The sequence below is a fragment of the Chryseobacterium sp. SG20098 genome, assembly GCF_031844745.1.
GTDB classification, from domain to species: domain Bacteria; phylum Bacteroidota; class Bacteroidia; order Flavobacteriales; family Weeksellaceae; genus Chryseobacterium; species Chryseobacterium cucumeris.
Map to the genome: position 1 here is coordinate 3937804 of NZ_CP134622.1, position 25497 is coordinate 3963300.

Here is a 25497-nt window from a genome sequence, read left to right on the forward strand (position 1 = left end):
ATTATGGAAACCGGAAGATATATTGTTCTGTTGCAGAACCAGCAGAAAAATGCACTTAAAAAAATTGAAAAAGAGCTGGAAGTGAGTATCACCTCTTCAGAATTGCTGTCTAAAGAAAACCGTTCTTTTGAAATCATTAATAAGGACAATGGCGTACTTTACAAAAATCTTGGGGTTTTGGTGGTGGAAAATATGGATGAAGATCAATTGAAAAGTGCTGTGAAAGATGAATCCAATTCTATTGTATACTACGAAAAAGAAAGAGAGTTTTTTCCTGCAGATGAATTGCAATTGATTAATGAGCTTAAAAAGCAGTCGGCCGGGCTTGCAGAAAAAATTTCAGAACTTGAAAAATATATCACAAATAAACCTTTGCCTCAAAAATCATTCATTGAAATGGAATGGGGATTAAAAGCAATCGGACTGGAAAATGCAAATTATACAGGAAAAGGAATTGATGTCTGCATTCTTGATACCGGCCTTGAAACGTCCCATCCCGATTTTTCCGCTGAAGAAATTGAAGGGAAATCTTTCGTAGATGGTGAAGACTGGAACAGAGATCCGAATGGTCACGGTACACACTGCGCAGGAGTAGCTACAGGAAATACAAGAAGTGATACCGGAAGACGTTACGGAATAGCTAAGGATTGCAACCTGAAAATAGCAAAAGTACTCGCAGATAATGGAAGAGGAACTACCAGCAGTGTCATTGATGCGATAGACTGGGCCATTTCGAAGAATTTCAGAATATTGTCTCTTTCACTAGCTTCTCCTGTGAAGTTTGATGATCAGCCGTCTGTTCTTTTTGAAACCATTGGAGAAAGAGCACTGGAAAATAACTGCCTTATTATCGCAGCGGCTGGAAATGACAGCAACAGACCGCAGATTCCACAACCTGTTTCAATGCCGGCCAATTCAAAATCAATTATGGCCGTAGGAGCTATTGACGCTCAGATGAAGATTGCAAGATTTTCAAATGCAGGCCTCAACCCGTCTACAGGAGGAAGTATCAATGTCTGTGCTCCCGGAGTCGATATTATCAGTTCGTATCCTAAAAATGCAAAAAATAAAAGTAATTTGTACTACAGCATGAGCGGTACAAGTATGGCTGCACCACATGTTTCCGGACTTGCCGCTTTGTATATGGAACAGTTTCCTAACAAATCAGCAAAAGAGATCTGGGAACTGATTGAAAACAAAGCAAGACCTATTGAAGGTATAAAATACAGAGATATTGGAAACGGTTTAATACAGATATACTTATGATCACTTATCTCGCAGTTTTAAAGAAAGATATAAATTTAAAAAAGCTTGAAGTTTTCCTCAAAAATAAAGGCATAAAACTGGCTGCTCACTACAAAACCATTGGTGTTGTAAAGCTAGAAAGTAACATTTCCATTTTGGAGTCTGAATTTCAGGAGTATTTTATATCTATAGAAGAAGAAAAAGATAATTTAACAATATAATCACATCAATAAGGCTTTTCTGTCACAGAGAAGTTTTATTTTTGTCTCTTAATGATAAAATAACATATGAATTTCAGATTTTCAATGGTGTTTCTGATGTTTTTTGCATTGGGATTTTCACAGGACCTTACCGTAATGAGTTTTAATATCAGACTGAATGTAGAGTCGGATAAAGACAATGCCTGGCCAAAAAGAAAGCAGGACGTTGCCGATTTACTGACGTATTATCATCCTGATTATTTGGGAGTACAGGAAGCGCTTCCGGAACAGATGAAAGATATTAAATCAGGATTAAAAAACTATGATTATATCGGAGTAGGAAGAGATGACGGCAAAGAGAAAGGAGAGTTTTCTGCCATCTTTTATGACACAAACAGACTTGAAGCAGTAAAATCAGGAACATTCTGGTTATCTGAAACTCCGGAAAAACCGTCAAAAGGCTGGGATGCGGCACTGAACAGGATCTGTACTTACGCCATATTTAAAGATAAAAAATCGAAGAAAGAATTCCTGGCCATGAATCTTCATTTTGATCATGTAGGAAATGTGGCAAGAGTAAAATCTTCGGAATTGATTCTGAAAAAGATCCAAGAACTGAATCCAAAAAATCTTCCGGTAACGCTGAGCGGAGACTTTAACCTTACAGATGATTCAGAACCGATTAAAATCCTTTCCCAGAATATGAAAGATACTTTCTATCATTCAGAGACAAAGCATTACGGCCCGGTAGGAACTTTCACAGGCTTCAATGTGAATGAAGTTCCAAAAGACAGAATAGATTATATTTTTACACAAGGCTTTAAAATAAGATCTCACCGACACATCAATGACAGAAGAGAAAATCTTTTGTATCCTTCAGACCATTTTCCGGTGATTGTGAATCTTTCTCTATAAAAATCAATTGGTTGGAAAATCAATTTCAAATCCAATTCCTCTCAGGGATTGGATTTTTATTTGGGGATCACTGATGAAATATTTTCGAAGTCTGCTGATAAACACATCAAGGCTTCTTCCGGTAAAATAATCATTGGTTTCCCAGAGATTATCCAGGATATTATCTCTGGTGATGATCGTCCGGTTATGCTTCAGAAGATATAATAAAAGTTCCTGTTCCCGTATAGTCAGCCGATTATTTCCGTTAGGATGTGACAACAGAAGTTTGGTGGTGTCCAGTGAAAACTCTCCGATTTTTATCTGACTTTCTATCACGGCGGGAAGTGTTCTTTTCAGAATATTTTTAATTCGTAAAACAAGTTCTTCAGGGTCGCAAGGCTTGGAAATATAATCGTCGGCACCTATTTTCAATCCGGTCAATCGGTCTATTTTTTGATTTTTAGCCGTTAAAAATAATAAAGGGAAATTACTTCTTTCCTTAATGATCATTTTCGCCAGTGAGAAGCCATCGATATTGGGCATCATCACATCCAGAATTCCTATCTGAAAGGGAAAATCAGCCTGAACCAATGGTACGATATCTTCCGGATTCTGAAACCAGCTGACTTCAAAATCTTCCAATTCAAGATACTGCTTAAGAATCATTCCGAAATCCGGATCATCTTCTGCCAGAAGGATTTTAGTTTTCATAAGGAATTAATATTTTAAAAGTACTGCCTGTATGAAGATGGCTGGAAACTTCTATTTTTCCACCATAGTTTGTAATGATCTTTTTTACGAAATAGAGGCCCAGGCCAAGACCTTTGCTATTGTGAATATTGTTATTCTGTATTCTGTAAAATTTTTCGAAAATATTATTCAGCTCTTTTGTTTCCATGCCCTGACCGTTGTCGGAAACTTCAAATTCTAATTGTTGAGAACCGTTTCGCACATGTATTGTAATAACCGATGCTCCATATTTTATACTGTTTTCACAAAGGTTTTTAATGACCGTTTCCATTAAGTTTTTATCAAAAGGAAGCTCTTGTGAAACTGTATTTTCAAGCTTAAAATCTGTAGTTGGATAAGTAACGGAAAGATCCTGAATAAAAAAGTTCCAGTCTTCAGGTTGTATGGCGGTCATATCATCAGGAATTTCATCTTTATGAAGCTGAAACATCAGGCTTTCAAGACGTGAAATCTGTCTGTCAATAAGAGGAAGCGTTTCAGGATTCCATTCTTTTTTTAATGCTTTCGAAGCTATTTTTAAAGTAGCGATAGGCGTTTTAAACTCATGTGAAATGTTATCCACAATGTTGTGGAGAACTTCCACCTGCTTCTGCTGCTGAATAAGATTTCTTATCGTGAAAATATAAAGCAGAAGAACTCCTGAAAGAAGAATAATGCAACAAATGATCAATAAGGTAAGCTCTTTGAAAACAATGCTTTTTATATTTCTGATTTCAAAATCGGTCTGGGTTTTCACAAGAAAAGTATTCTTTTTTTCAACTTGCCCTGTTTCCGTATCATCTCTTTTGGTGGTTGAGGTTTCCCAGCTTCCGTTACTGGCAATGCGTGGATTTTTTAGTTTATCCTGCGTTTCAAAAATGACAATAGGTTCGGTAATCACTTTTGAGCTGTCCGGTAGATGAACAATGGAAAGATACCGTATTCTTGCAGAGATTTCGTAACCGTCTTTTTGGTAGCGGCTGTCGATATAATGAATCAGCCTTTCTCTGGCAGATTTTCTGTTTTCTATGAAATAACGGAGAAAATCTTTTTTGTTGATCTCCTTATTATGATACTGTATAATGATTTCCTGAAGAGAATCATCATTTCTTTCTTTAGCCTCCTGAATGTCCTCAAGATTATCTGTATAATTGGTAAGCCCATCATTCACAGATCTGTAGATGTCCCTCTCTTTTACCTGATAGGTTTTATACATAAAATAAACCTGAATTCCCAGTAAAAGCAGGAATAGAGCGGCAAAAACCGGGATGAGAATTTTACTCTTGGCTATCATTAAAACAAAGATAAAACTTTAGCCATTTTCAGGAAATGATTATTTTATTATTAACCTTCCATTAACCATAGTTTTGAATCTTCCAAAATAAAGATTTATCCTTCTGTCTGAATCTGGATGTTTTGAAACCAGAAAAGACATTAACCCATCATTAACCTTCTGTTAACCGTATTTTTTCCAGTCAATATGGAATTTTGTCCCCATAGAACAGAACAGCAGTTTTTGTTGGAAAGGATAAAAAAATAACCATGTATAAAATTCTTTTTCTTTTGTGTTTTCCCATTTTGATTCTTGCCCAGAAACAAAAAGCTGGAGGAACAGTGGTGAATACTGAAAACGAAAAGCTCTCATCTGTAAAAGTGAAAGTGTATAATACTCAGGATAAATTAATTAAAGAATTAGAAACGGATGACAATGGGAAATTTGTACTGGAGGATATTGCAGAGGAATATATAAAGCTGGTCATTAAAAATCAGGGATATTCTTTATTTGAGAAAAAAGTGGATTTAAAAGAGTTTGAACCTCTGAACATTGTTCTTAAAAAAGAATCTCAGGAAATAGAAGGAGTAGTCATGACGAAACGTAAACCTTTGGTGAAAAGAAAGGTAGACCGTCTTGAATTTAATGTGGAAAACAGTAATATTTCCTCACTCAATGCCTGGGAAATTCTAAAAAATACACCCAGTGTTACTATTAACAACAGTGTATTGAGTGTAAAGGGAAGTACCGGAATTCTGGTGACGATTAATGATAAAAAAGTAATGCTGACAGGGGATGAGCTTAAAAATCTTCTGGAAAATACACAGGGAGATGAAGTGAAATCTGTAGAAGTGATTACCAATCCGCCTGCCAAATATGAAGCTTCAGGAAGCGCAGTACTGAATATCGTTCTGAAAAAGAATAAAATTGAAGGCTACCGTGGTATTCTTTCATCCAAATATGTGCAGACACAATATGCGAAGGGTGTATTTGGTCTCTCTCAATATTATAAAAAAGATAAACTTTCCTTAATGGGAAGCTATTATAAAGGGCTGGGAACGTACTACCGGGAAGGAACAGATTATGTAAACTATCCGGAAAGCCAAACCCGATGGGTAAGTACGATGAACAGGAAGGATAAAAACAATAACCAGAATACCCTGAATTTTAATGCGGAATATGAACTGGACAGTTTAACCAATCTAAGCCTCAACTACTCAGGGTATTTTTCTCCAAAGTCCTTCGGAACTTATAATGTTCCTACATTGATCTATAACCAGCAGGATATAGTGGAATCTGATTATACAACAATCAATGATCACCGTTCCCGTTCCATCAATAACTCGGTAAGTTTTCAGATAGATCGCAAGCTGAATAAGAAAAGCAGTCTTTCATGGATCAATTATTTTACCGGAAATAATGTGGATAAATACCAAAATGTAATTACATACTTAAACTTTGCAGGACAGCCACCGAAAGAAGATAATTTCCTCACTCAGAATAAAGCGGATGTTCAGCTGTATTCTACCCAATTCGATTATCAGTGGAAAGATGATAGGCTTGAACTTGAATCCGGTACAAAATATAGTTTTGTAAAGACAAGCAGTCAGCTTGATTTTTCAGATAATGAGAACGGAGCATTACAATACAGGCCGGAAAAAAGCAGTGTTTTTGATTATAAAGAACACAATTTTGCCCTATATTCTTCGTTAGCCTACAATGTCGGGAAATGGAGCTTCAAAGGTGGACTTCGTGCGGAAATGACAAATCTTGAAGGGGTGGTTTCAGAACCTCATGAATTGAATAAAAGTAACTATTGGAAATTCTTTCCCACTTTTTATGCACAATATACCACAGAAAACAAACAGGAATTTGGGTTCTCCTATGGGAAAAGAATCAGCAGACCTTCCTATTCATGGTTGAATCCTGCAAAATCTTATTATAATCTTTTTTCCTATTATCAGGGAGATCCAAAATTAAAAGCTACAATTACTCATAATCTCAATCTTACTTATTCCTGGAAAGACTGGAATCTGGATTTGTATTACAGAAAAGAAATATATCCTTCCATGGAAATCTCCTATCAGGAACCAAGTACCAACAGTTTAATTTATTATTTTACCAATATTGAGAAAGGAGAAGCTTTTGGAGTAAGCTTGTACAAAAATTTCCAGGTGAAATCCTGGTGGAATATTATCCTTTCTGAAAATCTTGAGCATAATGAAAATTATTTCAAAGGAATTGATGGAATGTTGTATAAAAATAAAGTCTGGAACTGGGTATCTAACATCTCAACAAGCTTTACGCTGGATAAAAGCAGCGACTGGAAAATGGAAATGGGACACCGTTACTATTCTCCAGGCATACAGGGAACTTTCAGAATATCTTCTTTATGGTCAGCCTATTTTGTAATGAATAGAAAATTCTTTAGTAAAAAACTGGAAGCCAGCCTTATTTTTAGCGATATTTTCAGATCTACAGAGCAGAAAGTCAGTACAAAATATGCAAATCAGGATAATTATTTTCTTGATTATACCGATACTCAGGGAGTAACATTTTCATTGAAATTCAACTTTGGAAATCAATCGGTTAAAAATGCAAAAACAATTAAGAAGACCGCTGAACAGGATCGATTGTAGAATATTTTAATGTAAAAGTTTATTACAGTGAAATATTATCGCGAAAGAATAATCGTCTGATGGTACATTTTCGCTATTTTTGATGCTTATCTTTAAAAAGATTGCTATGAAGAAAATTTTTTCCGGAATGCTGATTGCAGTTTGTTTACTGCAATTGTCAGCTCAGGAATTGTATATGCCGAGGAATATCAAAAAAGCGTACGAGAGAGGAACACGTGATATCTCCGGAGCGCCAGGAAAAAACTACTGGCAGAATAAAGGAGTTTATAATGTAGAGGTGAAAGTAGATGCTGCTACAAAAATAGTTTCCGGAAAAGAAACTATTGTTTATACCAACAACAGCCCGGATAATCTGAATGAACTGGCTATACGATTTGTGAATAACCTTCACAAACCACAGTCGCCAAGATCAGGATTTGTATCCAAAGATTTCCTTTCATCCGGACTGAAAATTAAATCCTTTACTGTAAACAACATAAAATATGAGATCAACAGTGATGACTGGAGTACTGTTGAAAAAGTACAATTAAAATCTGCTTTAAAATCTAAATCAAAAGCTGAGGTTAAAATAGAGTGGGAATATCCATTGTCAGTTCAGAGTGGAAGAGAAGGGCAGATTGATCCTGAAACATTCTATGTGGCATACTCTTTTCCAAGAATTTCCGTGTATGATGATTATAATGGATGGGATATGCTTCAGCACTCAGACAGACAGGAATTTTACAATGATTTCAATGATTACAGTTTTGCCATCACTGCACCAAAAAATTATGTAGTTTGGGCAACCGGAGATTTTCTGAACCCGGAAGCTGTTCTTCAGCCGGAATATTTAAAAAGGTATAAAGCTTCCCTGAAAAGTGATAAGCTGATGCATATTGCCACAGAGCAGGAAATGAAGTCCGGAAAAGTAACCAAGCAGAACAAGTGGAATATCTGGAAATTTAAAGCAAATCATATTACAGATTTCTGTTTTGCAATGAGTAACCATTATGTGTGGGATGCTGCCAGTGTTGAGTTAAAAACAAAAAGAGCCAGCGTTCAGGCAGGATATAAAAACGGAGCGAAAGATTTTGAACATTATGTAGACTGGATGCGCTATAATCTGGATTGGTTTTCAAAAAACTGGCCGGGTGTAGAATATCCTTACAATGTAATGACGGCTATTCAGGGATATGCAGATATGGAATATCCTATGATGATTAATGATACCAGTATTCCTGATGATCTTAATGATGCCAGGTTGACGGCAGATCATGAAATTGCCCATACTTATTTCCCTTTCTATATGGGAATCAATGAAACAAGATATGCATTTATGGATGAAGGCTGGGCAACCACGCTGGAATATCTTATAGGAATTGATGAAAAAGGTGAGGCTGCAGCTAAAGAATTTTATAAAAACTTCCGTGTTAAAAAATGGATCAATGATCCTTCTGCTGAGCAGGATCAACCAGTGATCACGATGAGTACGCAGGTAAGTGGCGCCGGATACGGAAACAACTCTTATGTAAAATCATCATTGTCTTATCTGGCTTTGAAAGATTATTTGGGAGATGAACTCTTCAAAAAAGCATTGCACCATTATATGGACAACTGGAAGGGAAAACATCCTGTTCCATGGGATTATTTTAATTCTATGAATACAGGATCAGGAAAAAATCTGAACTGGTTCTTCCAGAATTGGTTTTATACCAATAATTATATTGACTTAAAAGTAACAGGAGCATCCCAGATGAATGACATGCTTACCATAAACGTTGCAAATGTAGGAGGTTTTGCCATTCCGTTTGATGCTATATTGTCTTATGATGATGGAACTACGGAGAAAATTCATTTTTCTCCTTCAGTTTGGGAAAAAGATCAGAAACTGACTGATCTGGTGATTCCTATTAAAAAGAAAGTAAAATCTGTACAGCTGGATGGAGATATCTTTATGGATTATACTCCGGATGATAATCGTAAAAAGTTATAAAAAAAAGCCTTCAGAATACGAAGGCTTTTTTTGTTTTTAGAAATAGGCAGTTAATCTTAAGCCTAATGTAATATAACTGATTTTTTCTTTAGCAATCAGGTTGTTCAGTTCCTGATCCAGTTCTTCACTTTCCTTGATCTCATCGCTGAAGGAATATTGAATTGTGGAGTTGATCTTATTATAATCTGTATAGAAAGTAAGGCCTAATCCCGGATTGAACTTGTAGGTCATGGAAGCCCCTGTATTCCAGCGGAAAGCCGGTCTGGGTTTGTATCTGGCGATCTGAAGTTCGTTGTTGGGAGCATCAATATCGTTTCCTTTTAAAAATACTTTTCCACTTGCTGTTGCAGCATATCCTCCGGTTACCTTTAAAGTAAGCTGCCATTTTTTTGATAGTTCATGAGAAAAATAAGGTCCGATGCCTGCAGAAAGAAATCCCATAGATTGTGTTTTGATTTCGTGATTGCCAAAATCCTGTTCGTCATCAAATGTTATTCTTTGGGATTTAATAGGGAAGCTGCTGAAGGATACATCGGCACCCACACCCCATTTTTTTGAAAAGAAGTAAGCACCTTCCAGTCCTCCCTCGAAACCAATTTGTTTTTTATCATCCAGTTCAGATTCCTTCAGGAAATTGGTGGTTCCTAAAGCAGTTCCCATTTTCAGTGCAAGAAAAGACGGGTAATCATTTCCCTGTATTCTTGATAAGATGCTTAAATTATCTCCTTTGTTCTTATAAATTTTATCAATAAAGAAATATCCCAGTTCTGTTGATATAATCCCGATACCCGCACCAGCCAGAATATCCGGAACCCAGTGTCTGTTATTTAAATTTCGTCCAAGTCCCGTAAGAGTTGCAGAACCATAGCCCGCAATACTGTAGGCTGGATTTACCAAACCATATTCTTTATGCAGAAAACTGGCATTGGTAAAAGCCATTGCCGCATGTCCTGATGGAAAAGAGTTGTTTTTGGATCCATCCGGACGTTCTACTTTTGTTGTGTATTTAATGGAATTAACTAAAATGGCCATGATGGCTAAACTTGTACCATAAGATAAAGTTGCTCTTCCTATATTGTTACGCCCCTTTATACCTGCTAGTTTCAACCCGTAAACAGCTACAGCAGGAGCATATTGCAGATAATCATCATATTTCACTTTGAAGTTGGGAAGATAGCGGTTTCTTACTTCACGTATATTTTCTTTTTCTCCCCATGTTGCAGCAGCAGCAGTAAAAAGAATAGCTGGAGCTACAGATTTTTTTACCCATTCTTTTTGAAAAAAAGGAGTTTTCTCCTGAATAGAATATCCTGAATTGATAATTGCCAGATCTTCTTTGAGATTTCTGGATGGGATGGTATCCAGCAGTGTTTTAATTTTGATCGTATCCTGAGCTTTAATAAAGTATAAATGCAATAGTATTCCTGATGCTAATGCTATTTTTTTCATCTTAGTGGTGTTGAAATTTAAATCGTATAAAAATATAAAAAAAATCTATCCCAAAAATTGAGATAGACTATTTTAATATTTTTATAATTTTCTAATCGAGGTTGTTGGTTATCTTAATCCAGCTCTTGGCCCTGATGCGGATACTACAGCCTGCATTCTTGTTTTTTGATTCGCAGAGAACATATACATAGATTTGTCATCCACATAATCCATATAGTTCATGAACATCTGAGAACGGCTTACCCCTCCGCAAACTCTGTTTAGAGGATAGGTCGGATTTCCATAGTTAGGACCAGGAGAGGTAGGAGTGTCATTAGAGTAATCTGTCTGACAACCCGCATCGGATGATCCCCAAAGGTGAGGAAGATTCAGATAATGTCCTACTTCATGCGTTACTGTTCTTCCTAAATTGAATGGAGCAGATGCACCTGTTTTTCCGATATACTGATATCCAATTACAAGACCATCATACCATTGCCCGGCATTTTCAGGATAATAAGCGTAGCCTAGAGTTCCAGGTTGGTTGTTTTCGTCAAGAATTGAATTAACAACCCAGATATTCATGTTTTTATTTACATCAGTAGCATCAATACCTCCAGTACTGGCTTTTTTCATTTGTTCCAGATCAGATCTCCAACCTGTCTTCGTGCTCTGCTTACGGTTGGTAGCTACTAATTTGAAACGGATTTTTACATCACCTGCTGCTGAAGGTTGGAATGCAGAAGGGATTTTCGTGATATCAGAATTAGTAGCACCATAATCGGCATTAAGGACTGCAATTTGTTCTGCAATTCTTGCATCGGAAACATTTTGAGCAGAAGTGTTGTAAATTACGTTAAAAACAACAGGGATCTCAACAGTTCCGTCTGCAAGAACTTTTCCCACTTTAAGATTTTCTGCAAATTTTTCAGTACTGAATTCAATATCAGCCATTTTTTGTTTTAATGCAGGGTTTTTCAGAAGCATTGCCTGTCTGATTTCTTCTGATGGACAACCTCTTTTAAGAGCACTCGGAACAATGTTTTCCTGATCCGGAGAAGTCTCATTTTGGTTGGTTAAGCTGTCGTTGTTGCATGCCGACATAAGGCCCAGAATCAGGGCTCCAAATAAGAATTTTTTCATATCGTTATAATATAATTTGGTTGAGGGCGTGAAATTATATCATTTGAAATTAATATGCAAATTATTTTCACAAATATTTAACAAATAAACAATCTTTGGTTGATTTATTTGAATTAAAATCAATTGAATTATTAATGTATTGAATTTTAGCTAAAATCTATTATTTGTTTTATATTTCACATTCAAGTGTATTTTAATGGTAAATAATTTTATCGTTTTTATGTTTTTTGTAGAATGTTTTTTATAATAAATCCGACTGATACAGGTTTTAAAAACAAGAAACCATTGATTTTAGTATTTTTCATTTGAGGACGGATAGAAAAAAAATCTGTCTCAAACTTGAGACAGATTGTAAATATGCAAAAAGATTTTATTTTTAATACACTCTTAAGCCGGATCTTGCTCCAGAAGAAGCTACTACAGATTGCATTCTTGTTTTTTGTCCTGCAGAGAACATAAACATAGCTGCGTCATCCACATAATCCATGTAGTTCATAAACATTACAGATCTTTGTACACCGCTACAGGTATTGTATAGCGGGTAAGAAGGTTTTCCATAATTAGCAGTAGTTTGTGTAGGTGTATCACTTACCTGGTCGTTTCCACAATTGGCATCACCCCAGATATGTCTTAAGTTCAGATAGTGACCTACTTCATGTGTTGCAGTTCTTCCCAGGTTGAAAGGAGAAGAAGCTCCGGTTTTTCCAAAATATGGAGCGGCTATTACAACACCATCATTCCATAAACCTGCAGATTCAGGGAAAGTGGCATATCCGAGAATAGTGCGTCCCTGGCTGGTCATTTTGCCCACAACCCATAAGTTTAAATAATTGGTAGGGTTAGTAGCATCAATTCCTCCTTTAGAGGCTTTTTTCATATCATCATTAGTTGCCCAGCTTGTTTTTGAAGTGGATTTTCTAACGGTGTTTACCAGTCTGAATTTTACTTTTGTATCACCAGAACTTACGGGTTGGAATTCGGTTGGAATTTTATTAATATCACTGTTCGTACCTGCATAGTCTGCGTTCAATACTGCAATTTGCTCTGCAATTCTTGCATCAGAAACGTTTTCAGCTGTAGTTTTGTAGATAACATTTACGACAACAGGGATTTCTACAGTACCATCAGCAAGAACTTTTCCGAATTTCACATCATTGGCGAATTTTTCTGTATTGCTTTCTAATGCCGCAAATCTTTGTTGAAGTTCAGGGCTTTTTTTCAATGCTTCTTGTCTGATCTCCTCAGAAGCACAGCCTCTTTGAGCTAAACCTGCAAGAGTTGCAGCTTCGTCGGTTTTGTTTTCATTTTGATTGGTAATGCTGTCATTGTTACATGCAGCCATTACAGTGAGCATAAAAGCTCCAAATAATAGTTTTTTCATATCAAAATCATTTAGGTTGAGAATGTGAAATTATATTATTTAAAATTAATATGCAAATGATTTTCTTTTTTATTTGTGATTTCGTTAAATATTGTTGAGTGTTGTTGGTTTTAATTTAATGTTTTTTGAAATGTATTGAATTTTAATTAATTTGAAACAGTATGCTAATATGATCTTAGTTTTAATTATTTTATAAGAATGCTTTTCGTTTAAATTTGCTTTTGAAAGAATTTTTTTATGGTAGAGTCTAATTTGCGAAACCATTTTTAATGGCAAAAACGGCAAGCCCTACACGGGTTTTAAGATCCAGCTTTTCACATAGCTGATCACGATAACTTTCTACTGTTCTTGGGCTGCAGCACATTCTATCTGCAATTTCTTTATAACTGAGTTCAGTGACTGTATATTTCAGGAATTCTTTTTCTCTGTCCGAAATTCTTATTGCGATCTCAGATTCTGTCTCCTTGTTAAGATTGGAGAATATGATCTTTGAAGCCCAGTCCGGATAAAAAAAGCCATCACTATTGAGACGGGTAAGTGCAGTTTCAAGATCTCTTGGATGGGTGTTTTTTAGCAGATAACCTTTGGCACCGCTCCTAATCATCTTAATCACACTATTGTCATCTCCCTGCATGCTGAGAGCCATGATTTTAATATCAGGATGATTTTTGCTAAGCCAGGCTGCGGTTTCAAAACCGTCCATAATAGGCATGCTGATATCCAAAAGAATAATATCAGGAATGGTATTGCCCTCTTCGAATTTCTGGATAAGATCTTTCCCGTTTTCACTTACATAGATTACTTCAAATTCACTGAAGTTACCAATAATTCCTTCCAGAGCTTTTGCAATAAGTATATGGTCGTCAACAATGACAATAGATTTTTTCATGACTGTTTTTTTAAAATAATATTGATTTGTGTTCCTGCATTTTCCTGGCTTTCCATACAGAAACTTGCTCCTATGATTTCAGCTCTGTTTTTCATATTCGTGAGTCCTATTCCGTTGGACTTGATCTGTGAGGTGTCAAACCCGATTCCATCATCACGAATGTCAAGCTCCCAAAGAGTATCTTCTGAAGTATTCAGGTTTATAAAAATATTTTTACAATGGGAATGTTTTATACTGTTTTGAATAAATTCCTGAGTAATCCTTAGTAAAACATTTTTATGAACAAAGCCCAGATCCAGTTGTTTGAAATTGTGTTCAAAACTCACATGACATTTTTTGAAGGAATTGGTGTTATCCACTTCTTCCTGTATCAAAGTTACAATTTCCTTCTGGTTGATATTATCATCTGTCAATGTTTTTGACAAGCTTCTAAGATCCTGCAGAGATTGATTAATAATCTGTGAAACCTGATCAATTCTTTCACTTGCTTCAGAAACTTTGTTTTCATAAAGCATCTGTTGTACATACAGACTTACGAGGGTAAGTTTCTGGCCGATATTGTCATGCAGTTCCCGACCAATCTGCTGCATGGTGGCTTGTTGTATTTCCAATTGGGTAGACAGAAGTTCTCTCTGATGAAGTTCATTTTTTCTTTCAATTTCATTCAGATGCTCCTTTTTGCGTTGTTTGTAACTTCTGATATAAATTAATACCGCTGTTACAAACATTACAAAAAGTAAATTGAATAGAATGATAACAATTAAGAGCTCTGTTTTCCCCATATGAAAGAACTTGCAAATAAAATATACATGACCACACCTGACATTAGAAAATAACTAAAATAAATATCCCAGATTTCCATATAATTCAACAGAATTGAATAAAATGCCATAAAAGGTAGCGTTCCTATATAAGAAAGTGTTATACCTAAATTAATATAAAACATTCTGTTTTTATTAAAGTGAAGAATATCCTGGGAGTTAATTTGTTTGTAGTATTCCATCACTACCAAAAGCATTAAGATGAGGCATCCAAAAGTATAGTTAAAAGCAAATACAATTTTATTGCCCGAAAAATACAATTCATTGGGAATAAATGAAAGAAGATAAAGGATGGATAATCCGTAAAAAAGCTTTGGCTTTCCTAAGGATTTGGCTGCATATAACCAGTAAAAAAAAATAAACTGGATAGGCATTAAAAAATAATTATAAAAATAGGCTTTAGAAAAATAAGCAAATTTTCCCCATCTGCCATATGCTTCACTAAGAAAGATAAAAACTAAGAAAAATACAAAAAATTTCCAATATTCTTTTCTTATACGATTGTAATACAAAAGGCCAACAAACGCAGCAAGTCCCTCAGCCCAAAGCATGCTTTTGCTTGCAAACTCTTGGAAATCCGTCATGTATTTGTTATTTAATTATTAATATAATTCACCAAACGAGTTCTTGGGAGGCGTTAGTTGTCCATTATTTTCTCCAAGACCTGTATCATCATCTTCTTCTCCTCCAATACCTTTGGCAGATCGTGCATTTAATGCTAAAGGTTTGCCATCGATATCTGGAGATTGATTGAAATCGTAATCATGAAACTCTCCTGTTTCATCAGCTTTTTTTAACGTCGGAATCATTACTAATGTATGCTTTCCTGCATATTCGGTAGGAACAGGGTGAGAGTCCATTATAGACCAGTTGTCTTCTTTTGGATAAGCAGCATAATAAAATCTTATTCCTAAATCTTCCGTAGATACATCCGGATTCACTTTTGCAGCTTCAGCTTCAATAGTAGCAATGAAATTTTTTAATTTCGGAAGGTCAAACCAGATGGAATGAGCATCTTGTGTCCCTAAAGCAGTGTTAATAACATTTAGATGATTTTGACGGTAGTTGTCAATCAGAGCCTGGATAAGGCTTTTTGACATAGTGCCAGGCTGTAATGGGTTGTTTGATTCTGTATTCATAGCTTAGTGGTTTACGGTAAAACTCAATTAATATGCAAATCTCGTAAAAAATATTATAGAAAATGTATTTGCTAATTGGGAATTACACTGTTATTTTTACCGTGTTTTTACGGATTGTATGTAAAGAATACAGCTTTCATGCGATTGAAATCTGTATGGATGTTACAAAAAAAACGGAGAAAATACCTTTCTCCGCCTATTCTTTAAATGCATGGATACTTTCTCCAATCCCTGCAAATGTATCCTGATGTACAACATAAATTGACCGGACAATTCATATTTTCATCACACATAATGATAGGAGTGATAAGACCGCCATCAATTTTCTTCAAATCATTTCTTTTTAGCTTTTTCATACTGATTCTGTTTTAGTTATTAGTATAGTAAAGATAAGTTTATTTCACTTAATTAGGATAAAAAGTGAAAAAAATAAGTGCTGCAGAGTATTCTGCAGCACTTATTCACAAAAATAATGTATATGAAAAAAACTATTTTATTGTTCGGTAGGTCGGAAAACTAATCCTGTTTCTACAAAATAATCAAGCGTAATTCTGTCTCCGTCATTCACATTTCCGGCAAGAATCTCTTTAGATAATTTGTTTAGAACTTCCTGTTGGATTACTCTTTTCAATGGTCTTGCTCCGAAAGCAGGATCATAACCTTTATCCATCAGATAATCTACCGCATCCTGAGTGAAAGTCATAATGATGTTTCGTTTAGACAACATTTCATTAAACCCTCTCAGCTGATACTGAACAATTTTTCCGATTTCTTTTTTTCTTAGAGGTTGGAAAAGTACAATTTCATCAATTCTGTTCAGGAATTCCGGACGCAGGGTCTGTTTTAAAAGATCAAAAACTTCATCTTTTGTTTTATCCACAATTTCATCCTGATTTTCCTCTGTAAGGTTTTCAAAATTCTCCTGAATCAGGTGTGAACCTAAATTAGAAGTCATGATGATGATAGAATTTTTAAAATTCACTACCCGCCCCTTATTATCCGTCAGACGTCCATCATCCAGAACCTGAAGCAATGTGTTGAAAACATCAGGGTGTGCTTTTTCAATCTCGTCTAAAAGCACTACGGAATAAGGTCTCCTTCTTACTGCCTCAGTCAATTGTCCACCTTCGTCATAACCTACGTATCCTGGAGGCGCTCCTACCAATCTCGACACACTGTGACGTTCCTGATACTCACTCATATCAATTCTGGTCATATTGTTTTCATCATCGAATAAGAACTCTGCCAGTGCTTTTGCCAGCTCGGTTTTACCGACTCCGGTTGTTCCCAGGAATAAGAAAGATCCAATTGGCTTTTTATCATCACTTAAACCGGCTCTGTTTCTTCTGATCGCATCAGCAACTGCCTGAATAGCTTCATCCTGTCCTACAACTCTGTGGTGTAGCTCAGTTTCAAGATTCAATAACTTATCTCTTTCTGATTGTAGCAATTTGGTGACAGGAATACCTGTCCATTTCGCAATCACTTCAGAGATATTTTCAGCAGTAACTTCTTCTTTGATCAGCTCATTCTGATGATTCTGCATTTCAAGTTCAACCTTGGTAAGTTCTTCCTCTTTTTCACGAAGCTTTCCGTATTGGATCTCCGCTACTTTTGCATAATCTCCGGCTCTGGAAGCTCTTTCCGCTTCGTGTTTCAGAGATTCTATATCTTTTTTGATCTGGGTAAGATCTTCACTTTTCTGTTTTTCTTTCAGCCATTTGGCATTGATCTCATTTCTCTGTTCGGATATTTTTGCAATATCTTCCTTAAGGTGATCAATCTTGGTCTGGTTGCCTTCTCTTGAAATAGCAGCAAGCTCAATTTCCATCTGCATGAGTTTTCTGTCCAGAACGTCCAGCTCTTCCGGCTTGGAATTGATTTCCATTCTCAGTTTTGCAGAAGCTTCATCAATAAGGTCAATCGCTTTATCGGGTAAAAAACGGTCTGAAATGTATCTTTGAGACATTTCCACCGCAGCAATAATTGCCTCGTCTTTGATTCTTACTTTGTGGTGCGCTTCATATTTATCTTTAATCCCACGAAGGATGGAAATTGCAGATTCAGTATCCGGTTCTTCCACCATTACTTTCTGGAAACGTCTTTCCAACGCTTTATCTTTTTCAAAATACTTTTGGTATTCATTCAATGTAGTGGCACCAATCGCTCTTAATTCTCCTCTTGCCAGAGCAGGTTTCAGAATGTTGGCTGCATCCATTGCTCCTTCACCACCTCCGGCTCCTACCAAAGTGTGGATCTCATCAATGAAAAGAATAATCTGTCCATCAGACTTAATTACCTCATTCACAACGGATTTTAAACGCTCTTCAAATTCACCTTTATATTTTGCTCCGGCGATCAAAGCTCCCATATCCAACGAGAATAAAGTTTTATCCATCAGGTTTTCAGGAACGTCACCACTGATAATTCTATGGGCAATTCCTTCCGCGATCGCTGTTTTACCCACACCCGGTTCTCCAATAAGGATGGGGTTGTTTTTGGTTCTTCTGGAAAGGATTTGTAAAACCCTTCTGATCTCTTCATCACGCCCGATCACCGGATCCAGTTTGCCCTCTGCTGCCAACTCGTTGAAGTTTTTAGCATACTTATTTAAGGATTGATAAGTTTCCTCTGAACTGGCAGAAGTTGCTTTGCTTCCTTTTCTTAATTCTTTGATAGCACCTTCCAAAAGATTTTTGGTCACACCCATATCTTTCAGCATTTTTGATACTTCAGAAGTGGTTTCCAAAAGGGATAACCATAAATGTTCAATCGTTACATATTCATCACCCATTTTCTTAGCGATGTTGGGTGCATCCAGCAATACTTTGTTGGCAGATTGTGATAGATAAATGTTTCCTCCTTGTACTTTTGGAAGTTTTTCTAAATTTTCACGGTTGCGCTCTCTTACTAAATTAGCATCTGCTTCAGATTTTTTTAATAAGAAAGGTGATATATTTTCATCTACCTGGAAGATTCCTTCAAGAAGATGTTGAGGTTCGATACTTTGATTGCCCAGTTCCATAGCAACCTGTTGTGCTGCCTGGATGGCTTCCTGTGATTTTACGGTATATTGGTTTAAGTTCATATTTTTATATATTTTTGGTAATGGTTTGTTTAAAGTTTAGTTTTTAAAAACATCAAGAAACCAAATTCTGAGGCTTAGTTTCTTAATGCCATCAATTATTTAATCATTTATTCGATGACTGTATCGCAAAAACTATTCAATTATTAAATTTACAAAAAAATAGGACAAATTTTCCGGATATTGTATTTTTAACGGAAATTTAACTTGACAGAATTTCCGATTTCGTAATTATTTCTTGGAAATCCATGAACAAAAAGTCATAGTAACAGAAAATAACTAAAGCTTGAGACTCTAGGCGATGGGTCTTTTTTCTTTTTATGCTCAAAAAATGAACAGTTTAATTCAGAATAATTACTTTTGCATTTTACCAGATGGAACTAAAAGAAAAACAGAGAAAAATATTAGAAGTAGCCGTAGAACTTTTCAAAGAGAAAGGGTATATGGGGAGCTCAGTAAGAGACCTGGCTACGAAACTCAATATCAAAGCAGCATCACTGTATGCACATATCCGTTCAAAGGAAGAAATTCTGGAATGGATTTGTTTCGGTATTGCCCAGGAGTTTTTCGATGAACTTCAGGAAGTAAAAAATACCAATATCGCTCCCAGAGAAAAACTGAATCTCTTATTGGATAAACACTTATCTGTTGTTCTTAAAAATCGTGATGTTACCCATATCTATTCCAATGAATGGAAACATCTTGAAGAAAGGCTTCCCGAATTTGTAGAATTAAGGAAAAACTACCAGCAGGAAGTAGAAGAACTGATTTCTGAGATCTACAAAGCAGAAAACTGGGAACTGAAATCACCATCATTTACCACCAGATTTATCCTTCATACTTTAAATAATTCCTATTTCTGGTTCAAAAGAAGCAGCGATTCTACGGATGAAATTACCGAAGAAATCAGAGAGAAAATTCTTTTCGGCCTGCTTGGAAACCAGAAAAAATAAGCACTCCGTTTGTCATTGACTACGTCGAATCTTCGATTTCTGACGAAGGATGAATTTCGTACCAAATGATCAGATTAAAGATTCTTCGCTACACTTCGTTCCGCTCAGAATGACCATTGGACATAATTTTAACCGTCTTTCTTATTTAGAATCATTCAAAATATGACAAAAGTCATAAAAATTTTGCTAGCTTCCGAAATCTTTTTAAATTTACACCTAACAAATGTTAGTTAGTTTTATGGATTTTTCAGTTGAATATCTGGAGCTGGGTCAGTTGAGACAGCTTCAATCCGGCCGGTTGATCAGCCTGATCAGCTATTTGGGAGAGAAGTCGGAATTTTATAAAAAGAAATTTGATGAATTGCAAATATCTCCACAGGATATAAGGTCGATTGAGGATATCGCTAAACTTCCTATTACTTACAAACAGGATTTAAGAGATAACTATCCGTTCGGACTATTTGCCGTTCCTAAAAATGAGCTTCAGCGTATACACTGCTCAAGCGGAACAACAGGAAAACCGACTGTGGTAGGGTATACCAAAGAAGATGTAGATATTTTCAGTGAAGTGGTGGCAAGATCTTTACATGCTGCTGGAGCAAGACCGGGAATGCAATTGCACAATGCTTATGGCTACGGAATTTTTACAGGAGGTTTAGGCCTTCATTACGGAGCCGAGATGTTGGGGATGAGTGTTCTTCCTATTTCCGGAGGGATGACGGCAAGACAGGTAGACCTGATTATAGATTTCAAACCTGAAGTGATCTGTTGTTCACCGTCATACGCTTTAACGATTGCGGATGAATTTGCCAGAAGAGGAATTACTGCAGAAGAGATCAGTCTCAAATATGCTGTGTTAGGCTCAGAGCCATGGACGGAAATTATCAGAGGCCATATTGAAGAAAAATTAGGCGTTCATGCAACCAATATCTATGGATTAAGTGAAATTATCGGTCCCGGAGTTTCCATGGAGGATTTTGAAGAGAAGGGAGGCGCTTATATCTGGGAAGATCATTTTTATCCGGAAATTTTAGATCCGGTGACCAAACAGCCGGTTCCTTTCGGAGAAGAAGGAGTATTGGTGATTACCACTTTAACCAAAAAAGCAATGCCGCTTTTACGTTACTGGACAAATGATATCACAAGTCTTTACTACGATGAAAATGCCAAAAGAACCATGGTAAAAATGAAACCCATTGTCGGGAGAGCAGATGATATGCTGATCGTAAGAGGAGTCAATGTTTATCCAAGTCAGATTGAAGATGCTTTTTCTTATGTAAAAGGAGTGGTTCCAAACTACTATCTTACGCCTGTAGAGAAAGAACATATGTGTATTGCTTTGGATATTGATGTTGAAATCGATGATGAATTGGTAAAATCTCAAAAAATAGAATCAAATACCGATGATTATTTTAATTTTGTCGGCAACTTTGGGAAAAATATAGAAAACGAAATAAAAAAGAGAGTAGGAATCACTACGAAAGTAAAAGTTCATGCTCAGGACAGCCTGCCAAAGTGCGAAGGTGGAAAAATTAATAGAATACTTAAAAAATAATGAATTCATTTTATAAACTTAAAACAGTTAAAGTTCAGAAAGATACTTCCGAAGCAGTGAATGTGGCGGTAGAAATTCCTGAAGAACTGAAAGATAAGTTCAGGTTCAAGCAGGGACAATATCTGAATTTCCGAATGATGATCAACGGAAATGAAGAAAGACGTTCTTACTCTATCTGTAATGCTCCAAGTGAAAAAGGCAACACGCTGGAAGTATTGGTGAAATTGCTGGAAGGCGGAAAGGTGTCAGGGTATTTCAATGAACACCTTCACATGGATGAAGTGTTGGAAGTAATGCCTCCGATGGGTGGTTTCAATACTTCATATCACCCAAGCAATGTAAAAACTTACGTTGGCCTGGCTGCAGGAAGCGGAATTACGCCTGTATTATCCAATATTAAAGAAAGCCTTTATCAGGAACCTAACAGTAACGCTTATCTGTTTTACAGTAACAGAAGCATGAATCATGTTTTAAGAAAGGCAGAGATTGATAAACTTGTAGAGCACTTCAACGGAAGACTTAAAGTGATTTACCTGGTAAGCCGTGAGAAACACGAGGACCCTGTTTTTGAAGGAAGAATTTCGTCAGAAAAATTAGAGCAGCTGTTTGAAAGATATACAGATATTGATGTAAAAGAAGCTACTTATTTTATTTGCGGACCTTCAGAAATGATTAAAGGGATTGCAGACTATCTGAAAAAAGATAAAAAAGTACCTGCTATTCAGGTTTTATTTGAATATTTCACCGCTCCGGATGAAGAAAATACGGAGGAAATGAGCGATGAATTCAAAGCCATTGCCAATATTGAAAGTATGGTAACGGTTATCATTGATGATGATGAATATTCGTTCCACCTTAATTCTAAAAAAGAGAGTATCTTAGATAAAGCATTGAAAGACAATCTTCCTGTACCTTTTGCATGTAAAGGAGGTGTTTGTTGTACGTGTAAAGCACAAGTTCTGGAAGGAGAAGTTTTCATGGAGAAAAACTATGCGCTTACCGAAGAAGAAGTAGCCAGAGGCTATGTTCTTACCTGCCAATGTCACCCTACAACGAATGTGGTGATGCTTAATTATGATGTTTAAAAATTAATGTAACAATATAACAATGTATCAATATAACAATCATTGGTAAATTGCTAGACTAATACATTGTTAAATTGAAAAAATTATGGACTTAGAAAAATTTGTTCAATACGTTCACGAAGAAAATAAAGTAGAACCAAAAGATGTAATGCCAGATGATTACAGAAAGCTACTGGTTCGTCAGATTTCACAGCACGCGCATTCTGAAATTGTAGGAATGTTGCCGGAAGCCAACTGGATCTCCAGAGCACCTTCATTGAGAAGAAAAATGGCTCTTTTAGCGAAAGTTCAGGATGAGGCAGGCCACGGCTTATATCTTTATTCTGCTACCGAAACATTAGGAGACGGAAGCATCCGAGCAGACAGAGATGCTACTTATGATGATATGCTGGAAGGAAAAGCAAAATATTCAAGTATTTTCAACTATCCTACCCTAAGCTGGGCTGATATCGGTGCCATCGGTTGGTTAGTAGACGGTGCTGCTATTATGAACCAGGTAATGCTGATGGGGAACTCTTACGGTCCTTATTCAAGAGCGATGGTGAAAATCTGTAAGGAAGAATCTTTCCACCAAAGACAAGGGTATGAGATTCTTATGGCATTGTGCCGTGGAACAAAACAACAGAAAGAAATGGCTCAGGCTTCACTAAACCGTTTCTGGTGGCCGGCTCTGATGATGTTCGGACCTAATGATGACAGCTCACCCAACTCTAAAATCTCTATGAACTACAGAGTAAAAAGAGAAAGTAATGACAGTCTTCGTCAGAGATTTATCGATGTTACCGTTTCTCAGGCTGAATTCTTAGGATTAACCATTCCGGATAAAGATCTGAAATGGAATGAGGAAAGACAGCATTACGATTTCGGAGAACTTCCCTGGGATGAATTCATGGAAATCTTAAAAGGAAACGGTCCTTGCAACAAAAAGCGTATCGAAACGAAGAGAAAAGCTCAAAGAGAGAATGCTTGGGTAAAAGAAGCTGCGGCGGCTTTTGCAGAAAAACAACAAAAAGAAGTAATATAATAATGTAACAATATACCAATGTAGAAATGTAACAATCATTGTCATGCTGAGCTTGTCGAAGCATTTCATTGTTAAGCTGGTACATTGATACATTGTTAAATTAATTTGACTATGGCAAATTTAGATATGTGGGAAGTGTTTATTCAGACTAAACCGGGATTATCTCACAAACACGTTGGAATTGTACAGGCACCAACAGCAGAAATGGCTTTGCAGAACGCAAGAGACGTTTATACAAGAAGAAAAGAAGGAACCTCTGTTTGGGTTGTTCCAAGTAAATATATTGTGACTTCGGAAGGAGTAGATAAAGAAGCATTCTTTGATCCGGCTGATGATAAACTTTACCGTCACCCAACGTTCTACGAGATTCCTAACGACGTAAAAAATATGTAATTAATAAAGACTTCGAGATGTGAGATCTCAGATACTAGACTTTTTTGTCAATCTGAAATCTAGCATCTGAAATCTGAAATCTACTAAACAATGAACCCATTATATAATTATTTATTAAAACTTGCAGACGACAGTTTCATTATGGGACAGCGTTTGTCTGCGTGGTGCGGTGAAGGTCCTTACTTAGAGGAAGATATTGCATTGACAAATATTGCGTTGGATGAACTAGGTCAGGCGAATAACTTTTACGTTTACGCTTCAAGAGTGATTGACAACGGAAAAAGTGAAGATGATATCGCATTTTTAAGATATGAGCATGAATATGTGAATGCCCATTGGGTAGAACTTCCTAATGAAGATTATGCACAGACTATTCTTAAAGTATACGTATTGTCTGTCTATCAGAAACTGATGTATGAAGCATTATCAAACTCTGTTAATGAAGAATTGGCTGCCATTGCTCAAAAATCATTGAAGGAAGTAAGATATCACTATACACACGCTGCATCCTGGATGAAAATCTTTGCTCAGGGAACGGAAGAAAGTCGTGGCCGTTTGGTAAAAGCCATTGAAAATATCTGGGAATATACGAAAGGTCTTTTTGCTAAAACTGAAGGAGAAGATGACCTTGTTGTTTTAAATATTGCTCCCAACTCAGATGCTCTTTACGAAGAATTCCTTGCAATTACCAAGAAAGATTTTGCAGATTTTGGGTTAGAATATCCTGAAAATGCTTTCATGCAGCCAAAATCAAGAACAGGATACCACACAGAGTATTTCGGATATATCCTTTGTGAGCTTCAGTATATGCAGAGAGCGTATCCTGGCTGTACGTGGTAGGAGATTGCAGTTTTGAAAAAGAAATATTTTAAAATGCTGATAATAGTATTGATTATTTTAATCCCAATATCTTACTTTGGAATAATCAATACGCAGGTTAGTTTAAAGTACGAAACCAGTATTCCTGGAGATTGTGTTTCACAGATAACAGGAAGAAATTTATGTAAGGATATAGAACGAGAAAAAGTATTAATTGTTATTGATATTATTGTGATTGTTCTTTTAATGTTGTTTAGAAAAAAAATAATAAGAGATTGAAAAATCCTTTAGAAATATTAGAAATGGTTCCCGATCCGGAAATTCCGGTAATCAATATTGTGGAATTGGGTATTGTAAGAGAAGCGAAAATTACCAGCGAGAACTCTTGTGAAGTAACGATTACGCCAACTTATTCTGCTTGTCCAGCTATGTTTACCATTGAGGAAGACATTATTAAGATCATGAAAGAAAACGGATGGGATGCCAAAGTAGTCACCAAGATGTTTCCGATCTGGACAACAGACTGGATTACTGATGAAGCGAGAGAAAAGCTCCGTGTTTACGGAATCACTCCTCCCGAAAAAGGAGCAGACGAACACCACATCGGAAAACCGAAAAAATGTCCGCGCTGTGGTTCCGAGCATACCAAACAGATCAGCAGATTTGGGTCTACTTTGTGTAAGGCCTCTTATCAATGCTTAGACTGCCTGGAGCCATTTGATTATTTTAAATGTCATTGATGAATAATCAACCCATATACAACAAATTTTACGGCTATGCAAAGCATAACGAAGGAATTGTTAGAATGTTAAATTATTAGACCGTTACAT

At 36.3% G+C, this 25497-nt stretch carries 22 protein-coding genes; 12 read left to right on the forward strand and 10 right to left on the reverse strand.

Features of this window, described 5'->3' with window-relative positions:
• Window positions 1-3: 3 nt before the first annotated feature.
• The 3 genes from RHP76_RS18075 to RHP76_RS18085 all read left to right on the forward strand — a co-directional run bounded on the left by RHP76_RS18075 (window position 4) and on the right by RHP76_RS18085 (window position 2360).
• Window positions 4-1266 carry a S8 family peptidase gene (locus RHP76_RS18075; protein WP_311228729.1) on the forward strand — a complete coding sequence of 421 codons (1263 nt, stop codon included), beginning with the start codon at window positions 4-6 and terminating at the stop codon, window positions 1264-1266.
• On the forward strand, window positions 1263-1466 hold the full coding sequence (locus RHP76_RS18080; RefSeq protein ID WP_062672242.1) for a hypothetical protein: 204 nt from the start codon (window positions 1263-1265) through the stop codon (window positions 1464-1466). Before RHP76_RS18075 ends, RHP76_RS18080 begins: the two co-directional genes overlap by 4 nt.
• Window positions 1467-1532: 66 nt before the next feature.
• The gene (locus RHP76_RS18085; protein ID WP_288441274.1) at window positions 1533-2360 is read left to right on the forward strand and encodes an endonuclease/exonuclease/phosphatase family protein; all 828 of its coding nucleotides are present in this window, start codon (window positions 1533-1535) and stop codon (window positions 2358-2360) included.
• Window positions 2361-2363: 3 nt separating this feature from the next.
• Here the strand turns inward: RHP76_RS18085 and RHP76_RS18090 are convergent, their stop codons facing one another.
• Both RHP76_RS18090 and RHP76_RS18095 read right to left on the reverse strand, forming a co-directional pair.
• Window positions 2364-3050: a response regulator transcription factor gene (locus tag RHP76_RS18090; protein ID WP_288441275.1), complete on the reverse strand. Its 687-nt coding sequence runs from the start codon at window positions 3048-3050 to the stop codon at window positions 2364-2366.
• On the reverse strand, window positions 3040-4362 hold the full coding sequence (locus tag RHP76_RS18095) for a sensor histidine kinase (protein WP_311228730.1): 1323 nt from the start codon (window positions 4360-4362) through the stop codon (window positions 3040-3042). Before RHP76_RS18095 ends, RHP76_RS18090 begins: the two co-directional genes overlap by 11 nt.
• 248 nt (window positions 4363-4610) lie before the next feature.
• On the opposite strand from RHP76_RS18095, the gene RHP76_RS18100 reads away from it, so the two are divergent.
• A complete protein-coding gene (locus RHP76_RS18100) occupies window positions 4611-6980 on the forward strand; it encodes an outer membrane beta-barrel protein (protein ID WP_311228731.1) in 2370 nt (789 codons plus the stop codon).
• Window positions 6981-7086: 106 nt separating this feature from the next.
• Window positions 7087-8952 carry a M1 family metallopeptidase gene (locus RHP76_RS18105; RefSeq protein WP_120233650.1) on the forward strand — a complete coding sequence of 622 codons (1866 nt, stop codon included), beginning with the start codon at window positions 7087-7089 and terminating at the stop codon, window positions 8950-8952.
• Window positions 8953-8988: 36 nt separating this feature from the next.
• On the opposite strand, the gene RHP76_RS18110 is transcribed toward RHP76_RS18105, so the two are convergent.
• The 8 genes from RHP76_RS18110 to clpB all read right to left on the reverse strand — a co-directional run bounded on the left by RHP76_RS18110 (window position 8989) and on the right by clpB (window position 18841).
• The gene (locus tag RHP76_RS18110; protein ID WP_062672232.1) at window positions 8989-10401 is read right to left on the reverse strand and encodes a phosphatase PAP2 family protein; all 1413 of its coding nucleotides are present in this window, start codon (window positions 10399-10401) and stop codon (window positions 8989-8991) included.
• Window positions 10402-10509: 108 nt separating this feature from the next.
• Window positions 10510-11523 (reverse strand): zinc metalloprotease, encoded by a 1014-nt coding sequence (locus RHP76_RS18115; protein WP_062672230.1) that lies wholly within the window; start codon window positions 11521-11523, stop codon window positions 10510-10512.
• Between the two features lie 376 nt (window positions 11524-11899).
• The gene (locus tag RHP76_RS18120; protein ID WP_062672228.1) at window positions 11900-12904 is read right to left on the reverse strand and encodes a zinc metalloprotease; all 1005 of its coding nucleotides are present in this window, start codon (window positions 12902-12904) and stop codon (window positions 11900-11902) included.
• Window positions 12905-13151: 247 nt separating this feature from the next.
• Complete coding sequence (locus RHP76_RS18125) at window positions 13152-13793, reverse strand: response regulator transcription factor (protein ID WP_062672226.1); 642 nt, start codon at window positions 13791-13793, stop codon at window positions 13152-13154.
• Window positions 13790-14521: a sensor histidine kinase gene (locus tag RHP76_RS18130; protein ID WP_228432463.1), complete on the reverse strand. Its 732-nt coding sequence runs from the start codon at window positions 14519-14521 to the stop codon at window positions 13790-13792. The genes RHP76_RS18125 and RHP76_RS18130 overlap by 4 nt, the downstream gene beginning before the upstream one ends.
• A 32-nt stretch (window positions 14522-14553) precedes the next feature.
• Window positions 14554-15198 carry a hypothetical protein gene (locus tag RHP76_RS18135; protein ID WP_062672222.1) on the reverse strand — a complete coding sequence of 215 codons (645 nt, stop codon included), beginning with the start codon at window positions 15196-15198 and terminating at the stop codon, window positions 14554-14556.
• Window positions 15199-15216: 18 nt separating this feature from the next.
• Complete coding sequence (locus tag RHP76_RS18140) at window positions 15217-15753, reverse strand: hypothetical protein (RefSeq protein ID WP_062672220.1); 537 nt, start codon at window positions 15751-15753, stop codon at window positions 15217-15219.
• 493 nt (window positions 15754-16246) lie between these two features.
• Window positions 16247-18841 carry an ATP-dependent chaperone ClpB gene (clpB, locus tag RHP76_RS18145; protein ID WP_062672218.1) on the reverse strand — a complete coding sequence of 865 codons (2595 nt, stop codon included), beginning with the start codon at window positions 18839-18841 and terminating at the stop codon, window positions 16247-16249.
• Between the two features lie 371 nt (window positions 18842-19212).
• Between clpB and RHP76_RS18150 the strand changes: the two genes are divergently transcribed.
• The 7 genes from RHP76_RS18150 (at window position 19213) to paaD (ending at window position 25407) form a co-directional block, all read left to right on the forward strand.
• Entirely contained in the window at window positions 19213-19791 is a 579-nt protein-coding gene (locus RHP76_RS18150) for a TetR/AcrR family transcriptional regulator (RefSeq protein WP_062672216.1), read from the forward strand.
• A 238-nt stretch (window positions 19792-20029) separates the two neighbouring features.
• Window positions 20030-21346, forward strand: coding sequence for a phenylacetate--CoA ligase family protein (locus RHP76_RS18155; protein ID WP_277693897.1), 1317 nt, complete (start codon window positions 20030-20032; stop codon window positions 21344-21346).
• Entirely contained in the window at window positions 21346-22431 is a 1086-nt protein-coding gene (locus tag RHP76_RS18160) for a 2Fe-2S iron-sulfur cluster-binding protein (protein ID WP_062672212.1), read from the forward strand. The genes RHP76_RS18155 and RHP76_RS18160 overlap by 1 nt, the downstream gene beginning before the upstream one ends.
• Before the next feature lie 85 nt (window positions 22432-22516).
• Window positions 22517-23455 carry a 1,2-phenylacetyl-CoA epoxidase subunit PaaA gene (paaA, locus tag RHP76_RS18165; protein ID WP_110010672.1) on the forward strand — a complete coding sequence of 313 codons (939 nt, stop codon included), beginning with the start codon at window positions 22517-22519 and terminating at the stop codon, window positions 23453-23455.
• A 111-nt stretch (window positions 23456-23566) separates the two neighbouring features.
• Window positions 23567-23848 carry a 1,2-phenylacetyl-CoA epoxidase subunit PaaB gene (gene paaB, locus RHP76_RS18170; RefSeq protein WP_002981782.1) on the forward strand — a complete coding sequence of 94 codons (282 nt, stop codon included), beginning with the start codon at window positions 23567-23569 and terminating at the stop codon, window positions 23846-23848.
• Window positions 23849-23938: 90 nt separating this feature from the next.
• Window positions 23939-24688, forward strand: a complete 750-nt coding sequence (gene paaC / locus RHP76_RS18175; RefSeq protein WP_120233619.1) for a 1,2-phenylacetyl-CoA epoxidase subunit PaaC — start codon at window positions 23939-23941, stop codon at window positions 24686-24688.
• A gap of 281 nt (window positions 24689-24969) precedes the next feature.
• Window positions 24970-25407: a 1,2-phenylacetyl-CoA epoxidase subunit PaaD gene (gene paaD, locus RHP76_RS18180; RefSeq protein ID WP_409193535.1), complete on the forward strand. Its 438-nt coding sequence runs from the start codon at window positions 24970-24972 to the stop codon at window positions 25405-25407.
• The last annotated feature ends 90 nt before the right edge of the window (window positions 25408-25497 follow it).

Coding starts and splice junctions, on each gene's coding strand:
- RHP76_RS18075 (WP_311228729.1), top strand. CDS start 4: ATGGAAACCGGAAGATATATTGTTCTGTTGCAGAACCAGCAGAAAAAT.
- RHP76_RS18080 (WP_062672242.1), top strand. CDS start 1,263: ATGATCACTTATCTCGCAGTTTTAAAGAAAGATATAAATTTAAAAAAG.
- RHP76_RS18085 (WP_288441274.1), top strand. CDS start 1,533: ATGAATTTCAGATTTTCAATGGTGTTTCTGATGTTTTTTGCATTGGGA.
- RHP76_RS18090 (WP_288441275.1), bottom strand. CDS start 3,050: ATGAAAACTAAAATCCTTCTGGCAGAAGATGATCCGGATTTCGGAATG.
- RHP76_RS18095 (WP_311228730.1), bottom strand. CDS start 4,362: ATGATAGCCAAGAGTAAAATTCTCATCCCGGTTTTTGCCGCTCTATTC.
- RHP76_RS18100 (WP_311228731.1), top strand. CDS start 4,611: ATGTATAAAATTCTTTTTCTTTTGTGTTTTCCCATTTTGATTCTTGCC.
- RHP76_RS18105 (WP_120233650.1), top strand. CDS start 7,087: ATGAAGAAAATTTTTTCCGGAATGCTGATTGCAGTTTGTTTACTGCAA.
- RHP76_RS18110 (WP_062672232.1), bottom strand. CDS start 10,401: ATGAAAAAAATAGCATTAGCATCAGGAATACTATTGCATTTATACTTT.
- RHP76_RS18115 (WP_062672230.1), bottom strand. CDS start 11,523: ATGAAAAAATTCTTATTTGGAGCCCTGATTCTGGGCCTTATGTCGGCA.
- RHP76_RS18120 (WP_062672228.1), bottom strand. CDS start 12,904: ATGAAAAAACTATTATTTGGAGCTTTTATGCTCACTGTAATGGCTGCA.
- RHP76_RS18125 (WP_062672226.1), bottom strand. CDS start 13,793: ATGAAAAAATCTATTGTCATTGTTGACGACCATATACTTATTGCAAAA.
- RHP76_RS18130 (WP_228432463.1), bottom strand. CDS start 14,521: ATGTTTGTAACAGCGGTATTAATTTATATCAGAAGTTACAAACAACGC.
- RHP76_RS18135 (WP_062672222.1), bottom strand. CDS start 15,198: ATGACGGATTTCCAAGAGTTTGCAAGCAAAAGCATGCTTTGGGCTGAG.
- RHP76_RS18140 (WP_062672220.1), bottom strand. CDS start 15,753: ATGAATACAGAATCAAACAACCCATTACAGCCTGGCACTATGTCAAAA.
- clpB (WP_062672218.1), bottom strand. CDS start 18,841: ATGAACTTAAACCAATATACCGTAAAATCACAGGAAGCCATCCAGGCA.
- RHP76_RS18150 (WP_062672216.1), top strand. CDS start 19,213: ATGGAACTAAAAGAAAAACAGAGAAAAATATTAGAAGTAGCCGTAGAA.
- RHP76_RS18155 (WP_277693897.1), top strand. CDS start 20,030: ATGGATTTTTCAGTTGAATATCTGGAGCTGGGTCAGTTGAGACAGCTT.
- RHP76_RS18160 (WP_062672212.1), top strand. CDS start 21,346: ATGAATTCATTTTATAAACTTAAAACAGTTAAAGTTCAGAAAGATACT.
- paaA (WP_110010672.1), top strand. CDS start 22,517: ATGGACTTAGAAAAATTTGTTCAATACGTTCACGAAGAAAATAAAGTA.
- paaB (WP_002981782.1), top strand. CDS start 23,567: ATGGCAAATTTAGATATGTGGGAAGTGTTTATTCAGACTAAACCGGGA.
- paaC (WP_120233619.1), top strand. CDS start 23,939: ATGAACCCATTATATAATTATTTATTAAAACTTGCAGACGACAGTTTC.
- paaD (WP_409193535.1), top strand. CDS start 24,970: ATGGTTCCCGATCCGGAAATTCCGGTAATCAATATTGTGGAATTGGGT.